Here is a 16467-nt window from a genome sequence, read left to right on the forward strand (position 1 = left end):
TATATTATCCGTACTAAAGAATAGTTAGCTAGAAAGGAGGACAAGCAGATGACCAATTTAATTATAGAGATTTTATTTTGGGCAATTTTAATTTCTTATTTAGGATTAAGGTTTTCTATAACCCGAGATAGCTTTAAAAAACAGTATTAACTAGGAGGAAGAAATGAAACTTCAAACACAATTAACAGTTCCGAACAAAGCTCTGCGTGATCTTGATTATGTTAATAAAGTAGAAGTCTTAGAAGAAACTTTTAAGAGATAATATCAAGATCACCCAACTTAAGAAGATTATCTAGTTTGTTGTAACTGACTATTCATTAATCAGTTTTCATAGCTTATAAATTCTAAAAATATAAATAAATTTTTAATGAGAGGTTTAACTATGAAATTAAAATTCATGCCAACAACAATTTTTAGAGAAACCCCAAAAGTGACATTCTTTGATGCAGGTTTGGAGGAATCTAATGGTTGTGATGTAGTAATTCACTCTGAAGAGGCAATATCTCCTCCTGATGATTTTAAAGATGAACAATATTACGTTCACAATCATCAAATTGATCACAACTTAGTTATCACTGGAGAAAGAACGTTTGTTTTAATAAATCCTTCATGGGATGAACCACATCATGTGATTTATTTAAATAGATCTATGGGGGCATTAGAAATTCCTATTGGGACTTATCACAGATCAATTTCAGGAAAAGAAGGTAGTATTGTTTTAAATCAACCCAAAAGAGATAAATTATTTGATCCCGTTAAAGAATTTATCCCACAAAAATTAGACAAAATAAGTTTAATTAAGGCGAGAAAGAGTCCTGCTGTTTATTGGATTTACGAAGATAATCAAATTAAGCGAGTCAGCTTTAATCCCTTAGAACGAAAAATTGAGACCCTTGCTTGATATGAACAAAACAAAAAAAGTTCTTTCAACCAAACTTAATAATTCAAAGAATCTGAATTTAATTATTAATTCTGATACATATAAATTGGCTTATGAAGATCTTGGTTTTCTCAGCAGAAACGAAATGCGCGGAGTCAGAATGCTGCTTGAAATTACTAAACCAGATTTAATCCTAGAAGCAAATAAAATTCTTTCAACCATTATAATTTTTGGAGGTGCAAATATCGCTGAAGAGTCAAAAACAAGAGAGAAAATTGACGATATAAAAAAGTTAATTAAAAAAAATCCTTCATCTATTTTGCTTAAACGCAATTTAAATAGATTAGAAAATTTGTTATCAATGAGTCACTATTATCAATCCGCAAGGGAGTTTTCTAAACTTGTTTCAATTGATAATCAAAGTAAAGTATGTAATTCGCATGTGATCGTAACAGGGGGGGGCCCTGGGATTATGGAAGCTGCTAATAGAGGCGCGTTTGAAGCAAATTGTAAATCTATTGGGTTAAATATCAGTCTTCCCAATGAACAAATCCCCAATGCTTTTATAACTCCAGGTCTTTGCTTTAAATTTAATTATTTTGCATTACGAAAGATCCATTTCGTAATGCGATCAATAGGAGCTGTATTTTTTCCTGGGGGTTTTGGAACGTTAGATGAATTATTTGAACTACTAACACTGCGTCAAACAGGAATGAAAAATAAAATCCCAATAATACTTTTTGGAAGAAAATATTGGGATAAGATAATTAATTTCGAATATCTAGCTGATCTTGGATTAATTTCAGATGAGCACTTAAATCTTTTTGAATATACGGACTCTGTACCCGAAGCATGGGAAATTATAAAATCAGCAAATATCTAGGATTAGGATAGGTATCCAAAAAATAATAAAGTTTCCCCGTACCATCACCACCCATCAATTTCCTAAATAGAAACTTTGATGGATAATAAATTTATATTCATAAAGGTTAGAATAGCGCTTATTTCGATCTTTAAAATCGAACAAATCCTTTGATATGAACGAAGAAAAGTTTTTGCTAATGAACCATACTCCAGTATTCATAGCAAGGGTTTTAAAAACCTATAAAAAATGTTCACGATAGGATCACGATTTAATGGCTTCACCTTCGAGTTGGGAATTCTACAAAGAAGAACAAACTAAGATTTTATGGGTCCATATTTGTACCCAATATTTAACAGGCGTAGCTATTTCAATTAATAAATGGTGGAAGACGAGATATCCATAGTTCAAAATGAGAATAGTTTCTAAAAAAGAATATGAACATATAAAAATGCAAAAGCAGCAACAGCAACAATAAAATTAATCTTTGGTAAATTTTGATGCTGAATATTTTATTTATGCAGCTAGGATAATCCCAGTATATTAATGAATAAATGAATTCCGCATTTACAAAAGTCTCAAATTTGAAAGTCAAGAGGGTTTCTAAAATAGCCATTACTATTGCATCATCAACTTTCTTCTTATACGCATTAGGTCAAGCACCAATTTTTAAAAATATCCTTGCAGGTGCTTTCTCTTGTTCTGGCTAAAAAATACTTTTTTACAAGATGCTTAGATTCTTGAATAGTACTGATTAACAGTCGATCTAAACTAAGGGGCAATTAGCTCCTTTTTTTTTATCTTGCTATACAAGTACTAGAGGATAATTTAACTTTTCCTTCTTTAATAAAATATTGTGGAATTAACTGAGCTAATCAAAGATTACGTGGCCACAGAATTATTATCAAGTATTGAACTTGATTTTCTTGAAGGAGAGTTATGGGAAACTACTCAACATATTGCTGAAATAAATACAGTTTTTAAAGCCCCAAAAAAAATATGCGAGAAATTAGACCTAGATGAAAAATCTTGTTGGCAATTATGTTGTGCAGCCGTACTTGACTCCTCAAGACCTTTAAAGAACGGACAAAAAAGAGCTGATGATTTTAAAAAATTAATTAAACAATATAAAATTAACTTCATATAAAAAACAGAATAATCGATGAAAAATTTACTTATTACATTAATCCTTTTTTTTATACCTTTAGGAGCTTTTGCTGATGAAAGGCAAAGACAAATTGAGTACGAAGCTATAAACCTTGTTATTAAAAAATATGGAAAAGGCTTAGAAAATAGATTAAAAGGAACTGAATTAAATCCCAATTATCGAAGTTGGTATGAGAATGATTGTTTTGTAAGTGTTGCTGCTGGTACATACCAAGAAAGTAATTGGTCCTCAATGGAGTGGTTTAGCGTTAATATCTGTTCTGATTCTGCTGAAATAATTGAAAGTGAATGAAGGGAATAAAACGACTATTAGTTTTGCAGCATTTAGAAATAGAAGGACCTGGTCTTTTTCAACAATTCGCTGAAGAAAGAAATTTAAAAATTGAAATTATTCGTTTGGATAAAAATGATAATCTTCCTAAAACAAAAGAAGGTGATTTAATTTTAATTATGGGTGGACCTATGGGAGTCAAAGATATTGGAAGCGATAAATACTCATGGCTTAAGTTGGAGAGAGATTTTATAAGAAGAGAATTAGAGAATAATAGACCTACAATCGGTGTTTGCTTAGGTGCCCAGTTGATTGCGAGTGCTGCTGGGGGAGATGTTGAAATTTTAAAATATGGATACCCTCCAAAAGAATTACCAGAAATTGGATGGTCTCAAATTTTTATTGATAAATCAAATAGCGACTTTAAAGCAATTTTTGAAGACCCTTTGTATGTACTGCATTGGCATGGAGATAGGATTTTATTACCTAATAAAGCATTACTCATTGCAAGCAGTGAACGTTGTAAGGAACAGTTTTTTAGGATTGGTGATTATGCTTACGGATTACAATTTCACATAGAGACAACGGGAGCAATGATAAATAAGTGGATTAAAGAAGATAAAGAATTTGTCTTTAAAGGATTGGGACCAAATGGTCAGGAAATTTTAAGAGAAGAAAATGAAAAATATAGTGATAAGACTTTTTTAAAAAGAAAGCTTTTCATAAAAAAATTGTTTGAATTATTAGAAAAATAAAAATTTCTAATCAAATAAAAAGGGGTTAATAAAGCCCTTAAAAATTTTAAAAAATTGTTTTATTTAGAAAATACCTGGAACTATTTGACCTGTAAAATAATAAGCCCCTATTAGAGCAAACATTCCAAGCATTGCAGCTTTCCCGTTAAGCTTTTCAGCTTTTTCAGTCATGAATTTTTTAGCGAATTTCATAATTATTCGAGATAGATTTATATTTACAAATTAATTATTCCTAATAAGTAATTGATGTAGTATTGCCTACCTAAATCAGATTTTTTCTAAAAATTTTATTTTTAATTTATTTTTCATTAATATTAGAAATTTAGGGAACACACTTTTTACTATTAATAACACCATCTAAAACCTCCTCCGAATGAGAAGTCATTGCCTCCTGAAGATAGACCATATTTGGCATTCAGATTAAACATTAAATCTTGTCTTAATAAAAAATCAGCCCCAATTTTTGCGGAGCCATAATCTTCATCAAATAAACGAGCAGATGAATGAGTAGAAGCATTAGAATTTCCCGTTATGACAGCTTTAATATTTCTATTTTCATGATTAGCTAATCCATCATACTCATAATTAAGTGCAAAGAAAGGAACCAAAACCCATTTTCCTCCTCCCATTTCTATTTCTTTGTCAACAGAAATTCCCGTCTTGAAAACTAAAGATTCTGCCTGATTAGAATAAACAGTCACAAGATTACCTGTTCCTGTTTCGCTGAATTCATCTTGAGTATGAGCCGAGAAAGCTAATCCTAGAGAAGGTTTGAAACGCATTGGAGTTTTAGAACTTTTAAGGAACTTTTTTAATTTCCATATTCCATTTATTTCAACCATAAATCCATCTGTGTCGTAAGAAGATTTAGCAGCTGTTACTGCATCATTTCTCGTCCCCTTGTAATCAAGATCAGAACCTCCAATCAACCCCTTTACTGTAAATTTATCACTAACTTTCTTAACTCCATAAATCGCATAATGAGTATTATTAGAACTTAACGTCGAAGTTGTTCCTGAAAAGTTGTAGTTGCTTAAATAAGATGTTCCAGTTCCATAAGATATACCAGCTTTCCATTTCTGACCAATATGTTTTTCTATATTAAAAGCGCTATTAAAACTATCAACATTATATGACCCCAAAACACTAGTTCCATTTACATAAGAATTTGAATTAGAGGCTAAGGCATGAACACATAAATCTGTCCCATCAACAACCCATCCATAGTTATTACATTCTCCAGCACTAGCTAAAACAATATCCCTTTGGTTCTTCATAGAACCTAAGCCAACAGTCTGCATGGCTGAATATGGTTGAACCCATGAAGATTCAACAGATGAAGGGATTGCAAGAGATCCATATGCAAAATTACTTATATAACCATCTACTGTGAAAAAATTACCAAAAGCTGCCGTTGTGTGATCATGGACTAATTCTCCTCCAGGTGCATGCGATGCGTGCCAGCCATATGATTGAAAACTAGTTCCATTATCTGAAATAGCAAATTCTGGACCGTAATATGTATTATTAGAGTTAGGGGAATTATTACCAAGATTCATTTTTACAGCCTCCACAAATATTTGAGCAGCAGAGGCATCTCCCCACCAAGGAGAAGCCTGAATTAAATCTTTACCATCGTTATAGATTCCACTATGAATTTGTATTGTAAAAGTGTCACCTTGATATTCAACGTCAAAGCTATCTGCATTGACTTTTATTACAGGTAATGTAGCCAGCAACAAAAATTTATATATAAACCTAATATTTTTATTCAAATTTAATAGAGCAAACTAACCAATCATTTTTAGTTTATAAATAAAACAATTGTTATTGGCTTTTAATATCTATGATTTAAAACATAAAAAGATGTAAATACGTTTCCTAATCGAAATCGTTACTTTCATAACTAGTAAATTCAATGGATAATAAATTTATATCCAAAAATTTTGTTCGAGCTCTAAATTTCGGTAAGACCATTTGACATGAATGATACTAACTATTGGCTAATGAACGATGTTCCAGTAGTCATAGCAATGGATTTCGAAAATCAGCTAAATTCCGTCCACACCTCGTCAACACTTTTCGTGATTGACAATCGATCTACAATAAGGAGCAATTAGCTCCTTTTTTAATAGCAAAGTACGCTATCCGCTTTAATTGATTCTTCAACTAGAACATCTGGCATAACAAACTCTGCAGTGTATCCATCTAAAAGCTTCTCATCGTAACCCCTAGATTTAGCAGACATTCCTGAGACATATATGGTAATTTTTGAATTCTTTAAATTTTGAAGATGTTCGTATAAATCTCCAGTCCCTTGACCAACTATTTCACCAGCTTTTTTACAATTTAATATTTGTACTCCATCTCCTGCAAGAAAAAGTGTTACTTTATGATCGTTTTTTTCTGCAGTAAGGGCAACCAATAAACCTAAAGTTATTTTATTTTTGGATTCTAAACCGCTGTAAATATGAACTAACACTCTATTGTCGGTAATGATAGACATTTAATCCTCCCTAAATTTTGTTTTTATATCCTAAATAAAATCTATTTTCATTAGCTGTTTTTTTTATGAAACGCTTACTACTTGCACCTCTTTCTTATTGGCAGATGGCTATTAAGTATTAAAAATAACTCCTAAAAAAAGAAGTCTTCTTCCAACCTTTTTCCATAAATGATTGCGAATAATAAATTTATACACCTCTATATTATTGCCAATTTTCTTGCTATTTCCTTATTTTTTCGTAAGTATGCGTATATAGGCTCTAATTTGCTCTAAAAAACTGTCATATGGGGGTTAACGATTATGGAAATTCCAGACGGAATGTTGAAAGAAATTAGAGAAAGTGGATACGATCAAGAGCTTGTATATAACTACATAAGAGAACTATTAAACAGCGATAAACAAATGAATGAAAATAACAATCTAGATCTTATAGACAATTACTTATTAGACAAAGATCTACAAGAACCTGCTGCTGAGATACAGATAGCAGCAGAGCTTATAGACAATTACTTATTAGATAAAAGATTTATGAGAGAACTTGAAGATGATAAAGATTATGATGCTGCTTAATTAGATAAAGTACCTATTTTTTCCTATTTATTTAAAGGTTATTCTTTTGAGCAAATAACAGGATCAAAACAATGATGAAACTTGCAATAATTTTTTTACCAATTTTATTTGCAGTTATTTGGGCTGCTTTTATAGGGTTAAGAATAAATAAAGTAGAAACTAGAGATGGAAAAAGAAAATTAATTAATTACTAATTGATTGACAGTCGATCTAAACTTAGGAGCAATTAGCCCCTTTTTTATAAACACACTCATCATTTCAACTTTTAGCTGCACATTTGAGGAATTTAAAAATAACGTTACTAATTTATTTCTTGAAGAAATGTGCAAAGAGTTTGTTACTGATTATGAGTTTGTAAAAGTCAATGAACACAAATCTCATTTATTAATGAACTGTACTGACTTAAAAAATTAGGAGCAGAAATGGAATCGCCTTTTGCAAAGGAATGGGATAAAAAAAATAATTGTAAGGATACTGTCTATTCAATTGAACTTGTTGGATGATATGAAACGCTTACTAATCCCACCACTATTCAAACTATTCAGAACGAGGACTTTCCTTGCATCACTAAATCAAAATACCTGCCCTGTTTTAGATTCAGATGAGATAAAAAAACAAGAACAGAAAGAAGCTATTGAAAAGTTATATCCATAAAATTTCAGCAGAAATTTCTTAGTTCATATTTAAAGCTTTAGAACGATCGTATGTCACCTATACCATCCATTACTTCCCTTAATAGTGACTTTGATGGATAATAAATTTATAATAAAAAAGTTTGGGTAACGCCTCATGGAAGCCCAAAAAATCGCCCAAATCCCTTGACATAAATGAAGAAAAATTTTGGCTAATGAAAAGTACACCCGTCTAGCTATGACTGGGATATCAAGGAATCGTAATTTTTTATTCAAACTTTACTCAAACTTTTTTAGCTAATAAGAGATATAAAATCAATTAGAAATAATCGACTTATCTACCAAGTATTTCCTTCCCTACATCCAACTTTTGTTGAATCTCCACACGTTTTCGTAACCTCTCCAGTAATTGGGTCCATATCGAGCCTAAACCAAGTAAAATAAAAAGCTGGTTTTTCAACTCGTAAAAGATACCAGTCAAAAAATTTACTGGGATATGAATAAACAGAATAACAACTGGAACTGTTTATGGCTTTAAATGAATACCATTTATAAATAGGTTTTTGCCTAAAACTCGATGAATCTAAAAAATTAGTTGTTTTACCCTCATTGGCTCTTATTATGCATTCTTTAACACCATTTACCATCTGGTTTTTAATAGCTGAAGCTTGAGCAGAAGGATTAGGTCTACCTAACCATTCCAGATAAATAGGTGATGACAAAATAAACGTCAATAATCCTATAAAGAACCAAGCACGATAGACAAACTTTTTCTTTTTAAATACTTTTTTTAAAAAAAAATATACTGTGGTTGAAAATATCAGACCTAATACACCAATTGGAATAAATCCAATAAAAGCAATTGGTAGATACTCGTTAATTCTTTTTTTTATAATCATTTGATTTTCTCTTTTAATCATAAAACAAAACATTATTAAAATTTGCAATCAAATTAAGGGATCTGCCGTCCAGCTGCACTAGACCGCATCAAAGCCCTATTTATTAAATTAATAAGATCCTAAATTTTGGCAGAAAATTGTGAAGTATTTTCTATACATTTTTTGAAAATAGATTTTACCCTAATACCACCTATCACTTTCCTAAATAGGTTCTTTGATGGATAATAAATTTATAGTTATTTATTGCGCAGTTCAATCTATAAATTGTCACTTTGACTAGCAAGTGACTAGCAGATAACTTACTTACTTTTTCCTTCAAACCTTTTGATATGACTGAAATAAATTACTGGCTAATGAAAAGCGAACCTCATGCCTACAGTATCGATAATTTAAAGAATGATGGGGTTACATTATGGGATGGCATAAGAAATTATCAAGCTCGGAATTTCATGAGAAAAATGAATAAAGGAGATAAAGTTTTTTTCTATCATTCAAACTGCAAACCCCCAGGCATTGTTGGACTTATGGAAGTGATAGATTTAAATATCGTTGATCCTACGCAATTTGATAAAAATTCAAAATATTTTGACCCAAAATCAAAAGCTGAAAATCCTAGATGGGATTGTGTAAAAGTAAAATATATATCTACCTCAAATAAGATGCTAAGTTTACCTGAATTAAAAATTTTATTTAGTGAGGATGAATTATTAGTTGTAAAGAAAGGAAATAGATTGTCAATATTACCTATCCGAAATGAGGTAGCAAAAATACTATTAGAAAAAATATAAAAAATTTTAATCCTTAAAATTCATTGAAAACATATTTCCAATATAGAGTCGCGTTAAATCTCTATTTTGAAACCCTTTTTGCATCAAAAATCCAGCAATCGCGGCTTGTATTATCCTGTATTGATCCCAGTTAGGATGTTTTTCAACAAATTCTTGCATAGCCCTTTGGAGATTTTCTTGAAGTTCGCATTTGAAACTAATTACCTCCTCTTTTTGATTTATAACTATTGGGTTCGAATCGTAATTAAACTTTTGCATATTCAAATAATTAATTGAATTAAAATTTATAAAATTAAGTTTTCTTCAAAATTACTAAATCGTCAACAAGAATACTTATGAGACAGTCTTAATTAATAGAATGATGAGAATTAAGTCATAAAGGGGAGGTTCATGAAAATCAATTTTCTAAAAATAAATCTCTTTTAAATATTAATATTTGTATAAAATCAGAAGTTTTCCACATAATTAGATCAGTAGATATTTTTTAAAAAATAGTTGTGGAAAAGTTGTGAAAAATTTTTTTGTTTACGGGGAAATATTTCCAAAAAATTCCAAATTTTTTTATCTTTTAATTCATTGATTCCCACATGTTTTTTATTTCATAAAATAAATTTTGTGCTATAGGTATCGGCCAATACATTTCGAAAGATCTATTTTGGCCTTGACTATCAAAAACAAACCTTAAACTCCAATCACTTTTTGTACCCTCTAACTCAACATACCAGGGCAGTTGTTCTAATTCTAAAGTAATGGACTCTTCATCCATTAATTCATTTTTGATATCCAATATTTGTTGATTAATTCTTATAAGTAAAAGACAAAGTGAATCAAATTCACTTTTTTGCAACTCAATTGACCAATTATCAACCCCAATCAAAAAACAAAATTTACCTTTTTTAAAATCTTTAAGTAATCTCCATTTTTTTTTGTTTTCTAACAAAGTTAACCTGGAAGTAAATCTGGTTGGTCTTGCTCATCGCTAAGTTCAATTATGGATCTCTGAACAGGTTTTATACTTGACTCCTCCAATAACCCATCAAAATCATCAAATCGTCTTTGTTTAGCTCTAAAAGCAATTCTTACCGTTGTTAAGTATCTATTAGTTGATTTTCTTATTAAACTTTCACCTCTTTTAGCAAGATCATTTGAGTCAATACCAGCTTTATTTGATATGTTCATAAAATTTCTTTTTGTTTTACAATATATTTTACAGTTAATTGGCCCTATTCAAAACATAAATTACAAAACGAACTTAAATTGATTCAAAAAAAATTTATATGGAAAAGAACTTATGTGGAACGCTTGCTATTGATTTAGGAAATACTAATACTGTAGTTGCTTTTCAAGATCAAAAGGATCTAAATTCTGCATTAGTTGAAATACCAAACATAACATCATCTCCAGGAGTTATACCTACAGCAATTTGGTTTGAAGAATCTTCAAAAATTCCAAAAATAGGTATTAGTGCTCTAAATATGAGAGAAAATGCAAATTCGGATTTGTTTTTTCATTCGAATTTTAAAAGATTAATTGGAAATCCCTTCGAAAAAATTAATAAGAAAAATATCTTAAAACCTACTGAATGTGGCGAAAAATTTTTTAAATTTCTATGGGCTAACATTCCTCAAAAATATTTAATAAAGAGACTTGTTTTAACTGCACCTATTGATACATACAAAGGTTACAGAGAATGGTTAATAAATCTTTGCGGAGAAATATCTGTTGATGAAATAGCACTAGTGGATGAACCTACTGCAGCAAGTTTAGGAATAAAAGTACCATTCGGATCCAAAATTATGACATTAGATATTGGAGGAAGCACAATCGATATGAATATAGTCAAAATAGAAGGCGGGGAAGGAAAATCTGGTCCAATAGCTGAACTTCTAAGATTTAAAGGAAATGATATAAGCTCAATTTCAAAACAAAAGATAAGATGTGCTGAAATTATAAGTAAAGCAGGCTCAAAAATTGGTGGTAAAGATATTGATCAATGGATTGTTGATTATTTTATCCCAAATAATAAATGTTCAATAAATCTATTAAAGGCAGAGGAAATAAAATGTAAACTCAGCTCACCTGAAATCAAAAATGAAAGCAAATATCCAATAAAATTTTTCTTTGAAGGAAATCAAGAAAAAGAATATTTCCTAAGTAAAGAAATATTTGAGAATATTGTTATCGAAAATAATCTTCTTAATCACCTAGATTCATTACTTAAAGATTTATTAAATGAAGCACGAGGAAAATTTTGCACAGTCGATGACTTAAATGTAATCATTTTGGTTGGTGGAGGTACTCAAATTCCATTAATTAAAGAATGGATAAAAAAAAAGATTTCAAATATTCAAATCCAGTCACCTCCTCCAATTGAATCGATAGCTTTAGGTGCATTGGCAATGACTCCAGGTGTAAAAATTAAAGACATATTAAACAAAGGTATTTCTATAAGATTATTCAATAAAAGGGAACAAAAACACTTCTGGCATCCAATTTTTTGCAAAGGTCAAACATGGCCAACAGAAAACCCATTAAAACTTATCCTGCAAGCCAGTAAAAATAATCAGCAAATTTTTGAAATAACAATTGGAGAAACTAAAATAGAAAGAGAATATGATGTAATTTTTGAAGACGGATTACCAAAATTATCAGAGATTCAAAGTCAAGAAGAAATTATTAAATGGAAAAAAAACCCACTCAAAATAGTGCTAAAAAATAAATCTAATATTGGAATAGACAACTTAAAACTTTTCTTCATGATAAATAAAAAAGGTTATTTATTAGTTGAGTGTTTTGATATCAAAGGTGAATTTTTAGGAGAATATAATTTAGGAAATATCATATAAACTAAAGTCATATTAGAGAAACTACTTATTCATTATCAACATTATTTAGACTTAAAAAAATACTTTCATTCTTACTAGTAATGACTTCCTTACCACAAAAATCAGGTTGAATGGGCAATTCTCTATGACCTCTATCTACCATTACTAATAACATGACTCTTTTAGGTCTCCCCCATGAATAAAGAGCATCCATTGAAGCTCTAATTGTTCTGCCTGTGTAAATGACATCATCTATCAATAGAATTTCTTTTTTCTCAATAGGAGTTGGTATACTCGTGGCTTTTATAAGGCGAGTTCCAACTTTATCTTGATCATCTCTATAAAATGTTGGATCAATAATTCCTTACATTATTTTTATTCCCGTTTTATGGAATAACTCATTTTCTAGAATTTCGGCCAGATCCATTCCTCTAGTAGGAATACCAATCAAAAGAAGGTTTTCAATATTTTTTACTTTTTCGATAATTTCGGAAGTTAAACGTGACAGGGTTCTTTTAAACTCATCTTCAGAAAGTATTATGATCCTTTTTGTTTTATTGGACATGATTTTCCAAAAAATAAAATATCTTTAATATTTTCATAAATTAGCAAAAGCTAACTATTTAAAATATAAATTGTTAAAGAGTATCGTTTAAAGCTAAATTTAATAATAGATCACTTAAAAAGGAATTTGATCTAAAATATGTCAATGATTAGAAGCAAAAATATAAATAGGTTTAACACTCCCCAAAGTCCAGTAGTTCTTGCAATACTGGATGGATGGGGACATCGAGAAGATATTGTTGACAATGCTATAAAAAGTGCCTCGACTCCAGTCATGGATTCTTTATGGCATGCCTATCCTCACACTCTAATTAGTGCAAGTGGAGCTGATGTAGGCCTCCCAAATGGTCAAATGGGTAATTCAGAGGTAGGACACCTTACTATTGGTTCGGGAAGAATAATCCAACAAGAACTTGTAAGGATTTCAAATGTTGTAAAAAATAATCAGTTGAGCATAATCAGTGAATTAAAGGAGATAGTTGATTCATTAAAAAAGAACAACTCTACTTTGCATATCACTGGATTATGTTCTGATGGAGGAGTGCATAGTCATATTGATCATTTATTAGGTTTAATAAAATGGGCATCTGATAATGACTTAAAAAAAGTAGCTATTCATATCATTACTGATGGAAGAGATACTCCCGCAAAAAGTGCATCTAAATATATAAATCAAATAGAGTCATGTATAAAAAAATGTAATACAGGCGAGATAGCCTCAATATGTGGAAGATACTGGATAATGGATAGAAATCTTTTATGGGAAAGAACACAAAAAGCGTACGCTAATTTGACTGATCCAGATATCAAATCAACAAATATTTCTCCCCAAGATTACATTGAAGAAAGTTATAAAAAAAACACTACTGATGAATTCATAGAACCTATAAGAATGACCGAAAACTATTTAAAAGATGGGGATAGTTTAATTTGCTTTAACTTCCGTCCAGATAGAGCTAGACAAATAATAAAATCACTTTCACAAAAAGATTTCTCAGATTTTGAACGAAAAATTGTCCCAAATTTAGATTTGGTTACCTTTACTCAATATGACATAAACTTCCCCGTTAAAGTTGCATTTCCTCCCGAATCTCTCAATAATTTTGTCGGCCAAATAGTTTCAGAAAACGGTCTCAAACAATACAGAACAGCAGAGACAGAAAAATATCCTCACGTAACATATTTTTTCAATGGAGGAGTAGAAATTCCTTTACCGGGAGAAGAGAGACATTTAATTCCATCTCCAAGAGTCGCAACTTATGATATGAAACCTGAAATGTCTGCCGAGGAACTAACTATAAGTTGTTCTAATGCAATTAAAAGTGGAAACTATGCTTTTGTTGTTATAAATTTTGCCAATCCAGATATGGTCGGTCATACAGGCAATATGAATGCAACAATAAAAGCAATAGAAACAGTAGATAAATGTATTGGTCAAATAGTAAATGCTACTGGAGAAATGGGTGGGAGCATTCTCATAACAGCTGATCATGGTAATGCAGAGGTGATGAAAGGGCCTGCAGGAGAACCATGGACAGCACATACTGTAAATAAAGTCCCTTTAATTTTTGTTGAGGGAGAAAAAAGAAAAATACCGAATATGGGAAATAAGATTGATTTAAGGAACAATGCTGGCTTGGCGGATATAGCACCAACTATATTACAATTACTAGGTCTCCCAATTCCAAAAGAAATGACAGGAAAATCCCTTATTAAAGAAATCGAGTTGAAAGGTTATAATAAGGTTGTACAACATGTTTAAAGGTAATAAATCTTTATTTAAGCAATGATTCAAATTTTGAGTTGGATATGGGTATTTTCTGGAACTCTTCTAATACTTTTAGTTTTACTTCATAGTCCCAAAGGCGACGGGATGGGAGGTATCGCTGCTAGTGGAAGTTCAATGTTTAATAGCGCAAGTAGTGCTGAAGCATCTCTTGACAAAATTACTTGGATTTTCTTAGCAATATTTTTATCTCTAGCAATTATTCTTAGCGCTGGTTGGATTTCGTAAATTTAACAAAAAAAGAGACCACTAACGTGATCCCTTTAAATTAAAAATAAAATTAGATTACTACTATTAAATTAATAATCAAAATCACCACCCATGCCTGGTGCACCGGCGGGTGAAGCTGAATCTTTTTTCTCAGGTAAATCTGCAACAATGCATTCAGTGGTAAGGACCATTCCTGCTATTGAAGCTGCATTTTGCAATCCTGAACGAGTAACTTTTGCAGGATCAACAATACCAGCGGAAGACATATCAACATATTCTCCAGTAGCAGCATTAAATCCATCATTAAATGGCTTAGATTTAACATTTTCAGCAATTACAGCACCATTAGAACCTGCATTTTCTGCAATTCTCATTAGAGGAGCGGTAAGTGAAGCCTCAACGATGTTAGCTCCAATAAGTTCTTCTCCTGCCAAATTTTTATCAGCCCAATCTTTTAAAATTGGGGACAGATGAGCAAGAGTTGTTCCTCCTCCAGGTACTATCCCCTCTTCAACAGCAGCTTTTGTAGCATTAATAGCATCCTCAAGACGAAGTTTTTTATCCTTCATCTCTGTTTCAGTTGCAGCTCCAACCTTAATTACTGCCACTCCTCCTGCTAATTTGGCGAGACGTTCTTGAAGCTTTTCTTTATCATAAGATGAATCTGTTTCATCCATTTGCTTTTTAATTTGATCACATCTAGCGGTAACAGCTTGCTCATTACCCTCAGCAACTATTGTTGTAGTCTCTTTATTAATAGTAATCCTTCTCCCAGTTCCAAGCATATCCAAGGTAGCATTTTCTAATTTCAAGCCTGCATCCTCAGTAATGAGTTGACCATTAGTAAGGACAGCCATATCTTCAAGCATGGCTTTTCTTCTATCACCAAATCCAGGAGCTTTTACTGCTGCAACATTTAAAACACCTCTTAATCTATTAACTACGAGAGTAGCTAAAGCCTCTTTTTCTATATCTTCTGCAATAATGACTAGTGGCTTACCAGTTTTAGCTATTTGTTCCAAAACAGGTACTAAATCTTGCACTAAAGCAATTTTTTTATCGGTCAGAAGAATATATGGTTCATCTAAAACAGCCTCCATTCTTTCTGTATCTGTTGCAAAATATGGAGAAATGTATCCTTTGTCAAAGCGCATACCCTCAGTAACTTCTAATTCAGTAGTCATTGATTTTCCCTCTTCTAGAGAGATAACACCTTCTTTACCTACTTTATCCATAGCATTGGCAATCATTTGACCGACCTCTTCATCATTACCAGCAGCAATAGTTCCACATTGAGCTATAGCATTACTATCGCTAATAGGTTTGGAATTCTCCTGGATTTTGCCAACAAGAAATTCTGTAGCTTTATCAATTCCTTTTTTTAAGGTTATTGCATTTGCTCCTGCAGCAACGTTTCTCAAACCTGCCTTAACCATTGCATGGGCTAAAACAGTAGCAGTTGTAGTTCCATCTCCAGCAGCATCATTTGTTTTAGATGCAGCTTGCCTGATTAAAGCAACTCCTGTGTTTTCAATGTGGTCTTCTAATTCAATTTCTTTAGCGATTGTTACACCATCATTAATAATTTGTGGAGCACCAAATTTTTTCTCTAAGACAACATTTCTTCCTTTTGGTCCAAGCGTAACAGCTACAGACTCTGCAAGGATATCGATTCCTCTCTCGAGCGCTCTTCGAGCTTGCTCATTGTAAATAATTCTTTTAGCCATGTTTAGGCAGCAATTTAGTAATAAG

At 31.4% G+C, this 16467-nt stretch carries 21 protein-coding genes and 1 pseudogene; 13 read left to right on the forward strand and 9 right to left on the reverse strand.

Going from position 1 to position 16467, the window contains the following annotated elements:
• Positions 1 to 382 precede the first annotated feature (382 nt).
• The 7 genes from HA151_RS07725 (at position 383) to HA151_RS07755 (ending at position 3935) form a co-directional block, all read left to right on the forward strand.
• Positions 383 to 901, forward strand: coding sequence for a hemagglutinin (locus HA151_RS07725; protein ID WP_209107154.1), 519 nt, complete (start codon positions 383 to 385; stop codon positions 899 to 901).
• A 1-nt stretch (position 902) separates the two neighbouring features.
• The gene (locus tag HA151_RS07730) at positions 903 to 1763 is read left to right on the forward strand and encodes an LOG family protein (RefSeq protein ID WP_209106887.1); all 861 of its coding nucleotides are present in this window, start codon (positions 903 to 905) and stop codon (positions 1761 to 1763) included.
• Between the two features lie 253 nt (positions 1764 to 2016).
• Entirely contained in the window at positions 2017 to 2148 is a 132-nt protein-coding gene (locus tag HA151_RS09380; RefSeq protein ID WP_306822734.1) for a hypothetical protein, read from the forward strand.
• A 148-nt stretch (positions 2149 to 2296) separates the two neighbouring features.
• Positions 2297 to 2452 (forward strand): hypothetical protein, encoded by a 156-nt coding sequence (locus HA151_RS07740; protein WP_209106888.1) that lies wholly within the window; start codon positions 2297 to 2299, stop codon positions 2450 to 2452.
• Positions 2453 to 2598: 146 nt separating this feature from the next.
• Positions 2599 to 2889, forward strand: a complete 291-nt coding sequence (locus tag HA151_RS07745) for an inward rectifier potassium channel (protein WP_209106889.1) — start codon at positions 2599 to 2601, stop codon at positions 2887 to 2889.
• Between the two features lie 15 nt (positions 2890 to 2904).
• Positions 2905 to 3201, forward strand: coding sequence for a heat-labile enterotoxin alpha chain (locus tag HA151_RS07750; protein WP_209106890.1), 297 nt, complete (start codon positions 2905 to 2907; stop codon positions 3199 to 3201).
• The gene (locus HA151_RS07755; protein ID WP_209106891.1) at positions 3198 to 3935 is read left to right on the forward strand and encodes a type 1 glutamine amidotransferase; all 738 of its coding nucleotides are present in this window, start codon (positions 3198 to 3200) and stop codon (positions 3933 to 3935) included. The genes HA151_RS07750 and HA151_RS07755 overlap by 4 nt, the downstream gene beginning before the upstream one ends.
• A 63-nt stretch (positions 3936 to 3998) precedes the next feature.
• Here HA151_RS07755 and HA151_RS07760 read toward each other — a convergent pair whose 3' ends face one another.
• The 3 genes from HA151_RS07760 to HA151_RS07770 form a co-directional block, all read right to left on the reverse strand.
• Positions 3999 to 4106, reverse strand: a complete 108-nt coding sequence (locus tag HA151_RS07760) for a high light inducible protein (RefSeq protein ID WP_025890855.1) — start codon at positions 4104 to 4106, stop codon at positions 3999 to 4001.
• Between the two features lie 173 nt (positions 4107 to 4279).
• Positions 4280 to 5674, reverse strand: a complete 1395-nt coding sequence (locus tag HA151_RS07765; RefSeq protein ID WP_209106892.1) for an autotransporter outer membrane beta-barrel domain-containing protein — start codon at positions 5672 to 5674, stop codon at positions 4280 to 4282.
• Positions 5675 to 6063: 389 nt separating this feature from the next.
• Positions 6064 to 6441 carry a DsrE family protein gene (locus HA151_RS07770; RefSeq protein ID WP_209106893.1) on the reverse strand — a complete coding sequence of 126 codons (378 nt, stop codon included), beginning with the start codon at positions 6439 to 6441 and terminating at the stop codon, positions 6064 to 6066.
• 300 nt (positions 6442 to 6741) lie between these two features.
• On the opposite strand from HA151_RS07770, the gene HA151_RS07775 reads away from it, so the two are divergent.
• Together HA151_RS07775 and HA151_RS07780 are read left to right on the forward strand one after the other, a co-directional pair.
• Positions 6742 to 7011 (forward strand): hypothetical protein, encoded by a 270-nt coding sequence (locus HA151_RS07775; protein WP_209106894.1) that lies wholly within the window; start codon positions 6742 to 6744, stop codon positions 7009 to 7011.
• A gap of 504 nt (positions 7012 to 7515) precedes the next feature.
• Positions 7516 to 7665: a hypothetical protein gene (locus HA151_RS07780; RefSeq protein ID WP_209106895.1), complete on the forward strand. Its 150-nt coding sequence runs from the start codon at positions 7516 to 7518 to the stop codon at positions 7663 to 7665.
• Positions 7666 to 7981: 316 nt separating this feature from the next.
• Here the strand turns inward: HA151_RS07780 and HA151_RS07785 are convergent, their stop codons facing one another.
• The gene (locus HA151_RS07785; protein ID WP_209106896.1) at positions 7982 to 8563 is read right to left on the reverse strand and encodes a hypothetical protein; all 582 of its coding nucleotides are present in this window, start codon (positions 8561 to 8563) and stop codon (positions 7982 to 7984) included.
• 308 nt (positions 8564 to 8871) lie between these two features.
• Between HA151_RS07785 and HA151_RS07790 the strand changes: the two genes are divergently transcribed.
• Positions 8872 to 9330 (forward strand): EVE domain-containing protein, encoded by a 459-nt coding sequence (locus HA151_RS07790; RefSeq protein WP_209106897.1) that lies wholly within the window; start codon positions 8872 to 8874, stop codon positions 9328 to 9330.
• Between the two features lie 6 nt (positions 9331 to 9336).
• Here the strand turns inward: HA151_RS07790 and HA151_RS07795 are convergent, their stop codons facing one another.
• The 3 genes from HA151_RS07795 to HA151_RS07805 all read right to left on the reverse strand — a co-directional run bounded on the left by HA151_RS07795 (position 9337) and on the right by HA151_RS07805 (position 10509).
• Positions 9337 to 9588 (reverse strand): DUF2811 domain-containing protein, encoded by a 252-nt coding sequence (locus tag HA151_RS07795; protein ID WP_209106898.1) that lies wholly within the window; start codon positions 9586 to 9588, stop codon positions 9337 to 9339.
• 310 nt (positions 9589 to 9898) lie between these two features.
• Complete coding sequence (locus HA151_RS07800; protein WP_209106899.1) at positions 9899 to 10270, reverse strand: DUF1818 family protein; 372 nt, start codon at positions 10268 to 10270, stop codon at positions 9899 to 9901.
• Between the two features lie 2 nt (positions 10271 to 10272).
• The gene (locus HA151_RS07805; RefSeq protein WP_209106900.1) at positions 10273 to 10509 is read right to left on the reverse strand and encodes a DNA-directed RNA polymerase subunit omega; all 237 of its coding nucleotides are present in this window, start codon (positions 10507 to 10509) and stop codon (positions 10273 to 10275) included.
• Between the two features lie 98 nt (positions 10510 to 10607).
• Here HA151_RS07805 and HA151_RS07810 point away from each other — a divergent pair, with 98 nt between their 5' ends.
• Complete coding sequence (locus HA151_RS07810) at positions 10608 to 12176, forward strand: Hsp70 family protein (RefSeq protein WP_209106901.1); 1569 nt, start codon at positions 10608 to 10610, stop codon at positions 12174 to 12176.
• Positions 12177 to 12201: 25 nt separating this feature from the next.
• Here the strand turns inward: HA151_RS07810 and pyrR are convergent.
• Positions 12202 to 12720: pseudogene (gene pyrR, locus HA151_RS07815) on the reverse strand (bifunctional pyr operon transcriptional regulator/uracil phosphoribosyltransferase PyrR).
• A 138-nt stretch (positions 12721 to 12858) separates the two neighbouring features.
• Here pyrR and gpmI point away from each other — a divergent pair.
• A complete protein-coding gene (gpmI, locus tag HA151_RS07820; RefSeq protein WP_209106902.1) occupies positions 12859 to 14481 on the forward strand; it encodes a 2,3-bisphosphoglycerate-independent phosphoglycerate mutase in 1623 nt (540 codons plus the stop codon).
• Between the two features lie 24 nt (positions 14482 to 14505).
• Positions 14506 to 14733 (forward strand): preprotein translocase subunit SecG, encoded by a 228-nt coding sequence (gene secG, locus HA151_RS07825; RefSeq protein WP_209106903.1) that lies wholly within the window; start codon positions 14506 to 14508, stop codon positions 14731 to 14733.
• Positions 14734 to 14804: 71 nt separating this feature from the next.
• Here secG and groL read toward each other — a convergent pair whose 3' ends face one another.
• On the reverse strand, positions 14805 to 16442 hold the full coding sequence (gene groL / locus HA151_RS07830) for a chaperonin GroEL (protein WP_209106904.1): 1638 nt from the start codon (positions 16440 to 16442) through the stop codon (positions 14805 to 14807).
• Positions 16443 to 16467: the final 25 nt, after the last annotated feature.

Source organism: Prochlorococcus marinus XMU1419, from assembly GCF_017695955.1.
GTDB lineage: Bacteria > Cyanobacteriota > Cyanobacteriia > PCC-6307 > Cyanobiaceae > Prochlorococcus_A > Prochlorococcus_A marinus_AD.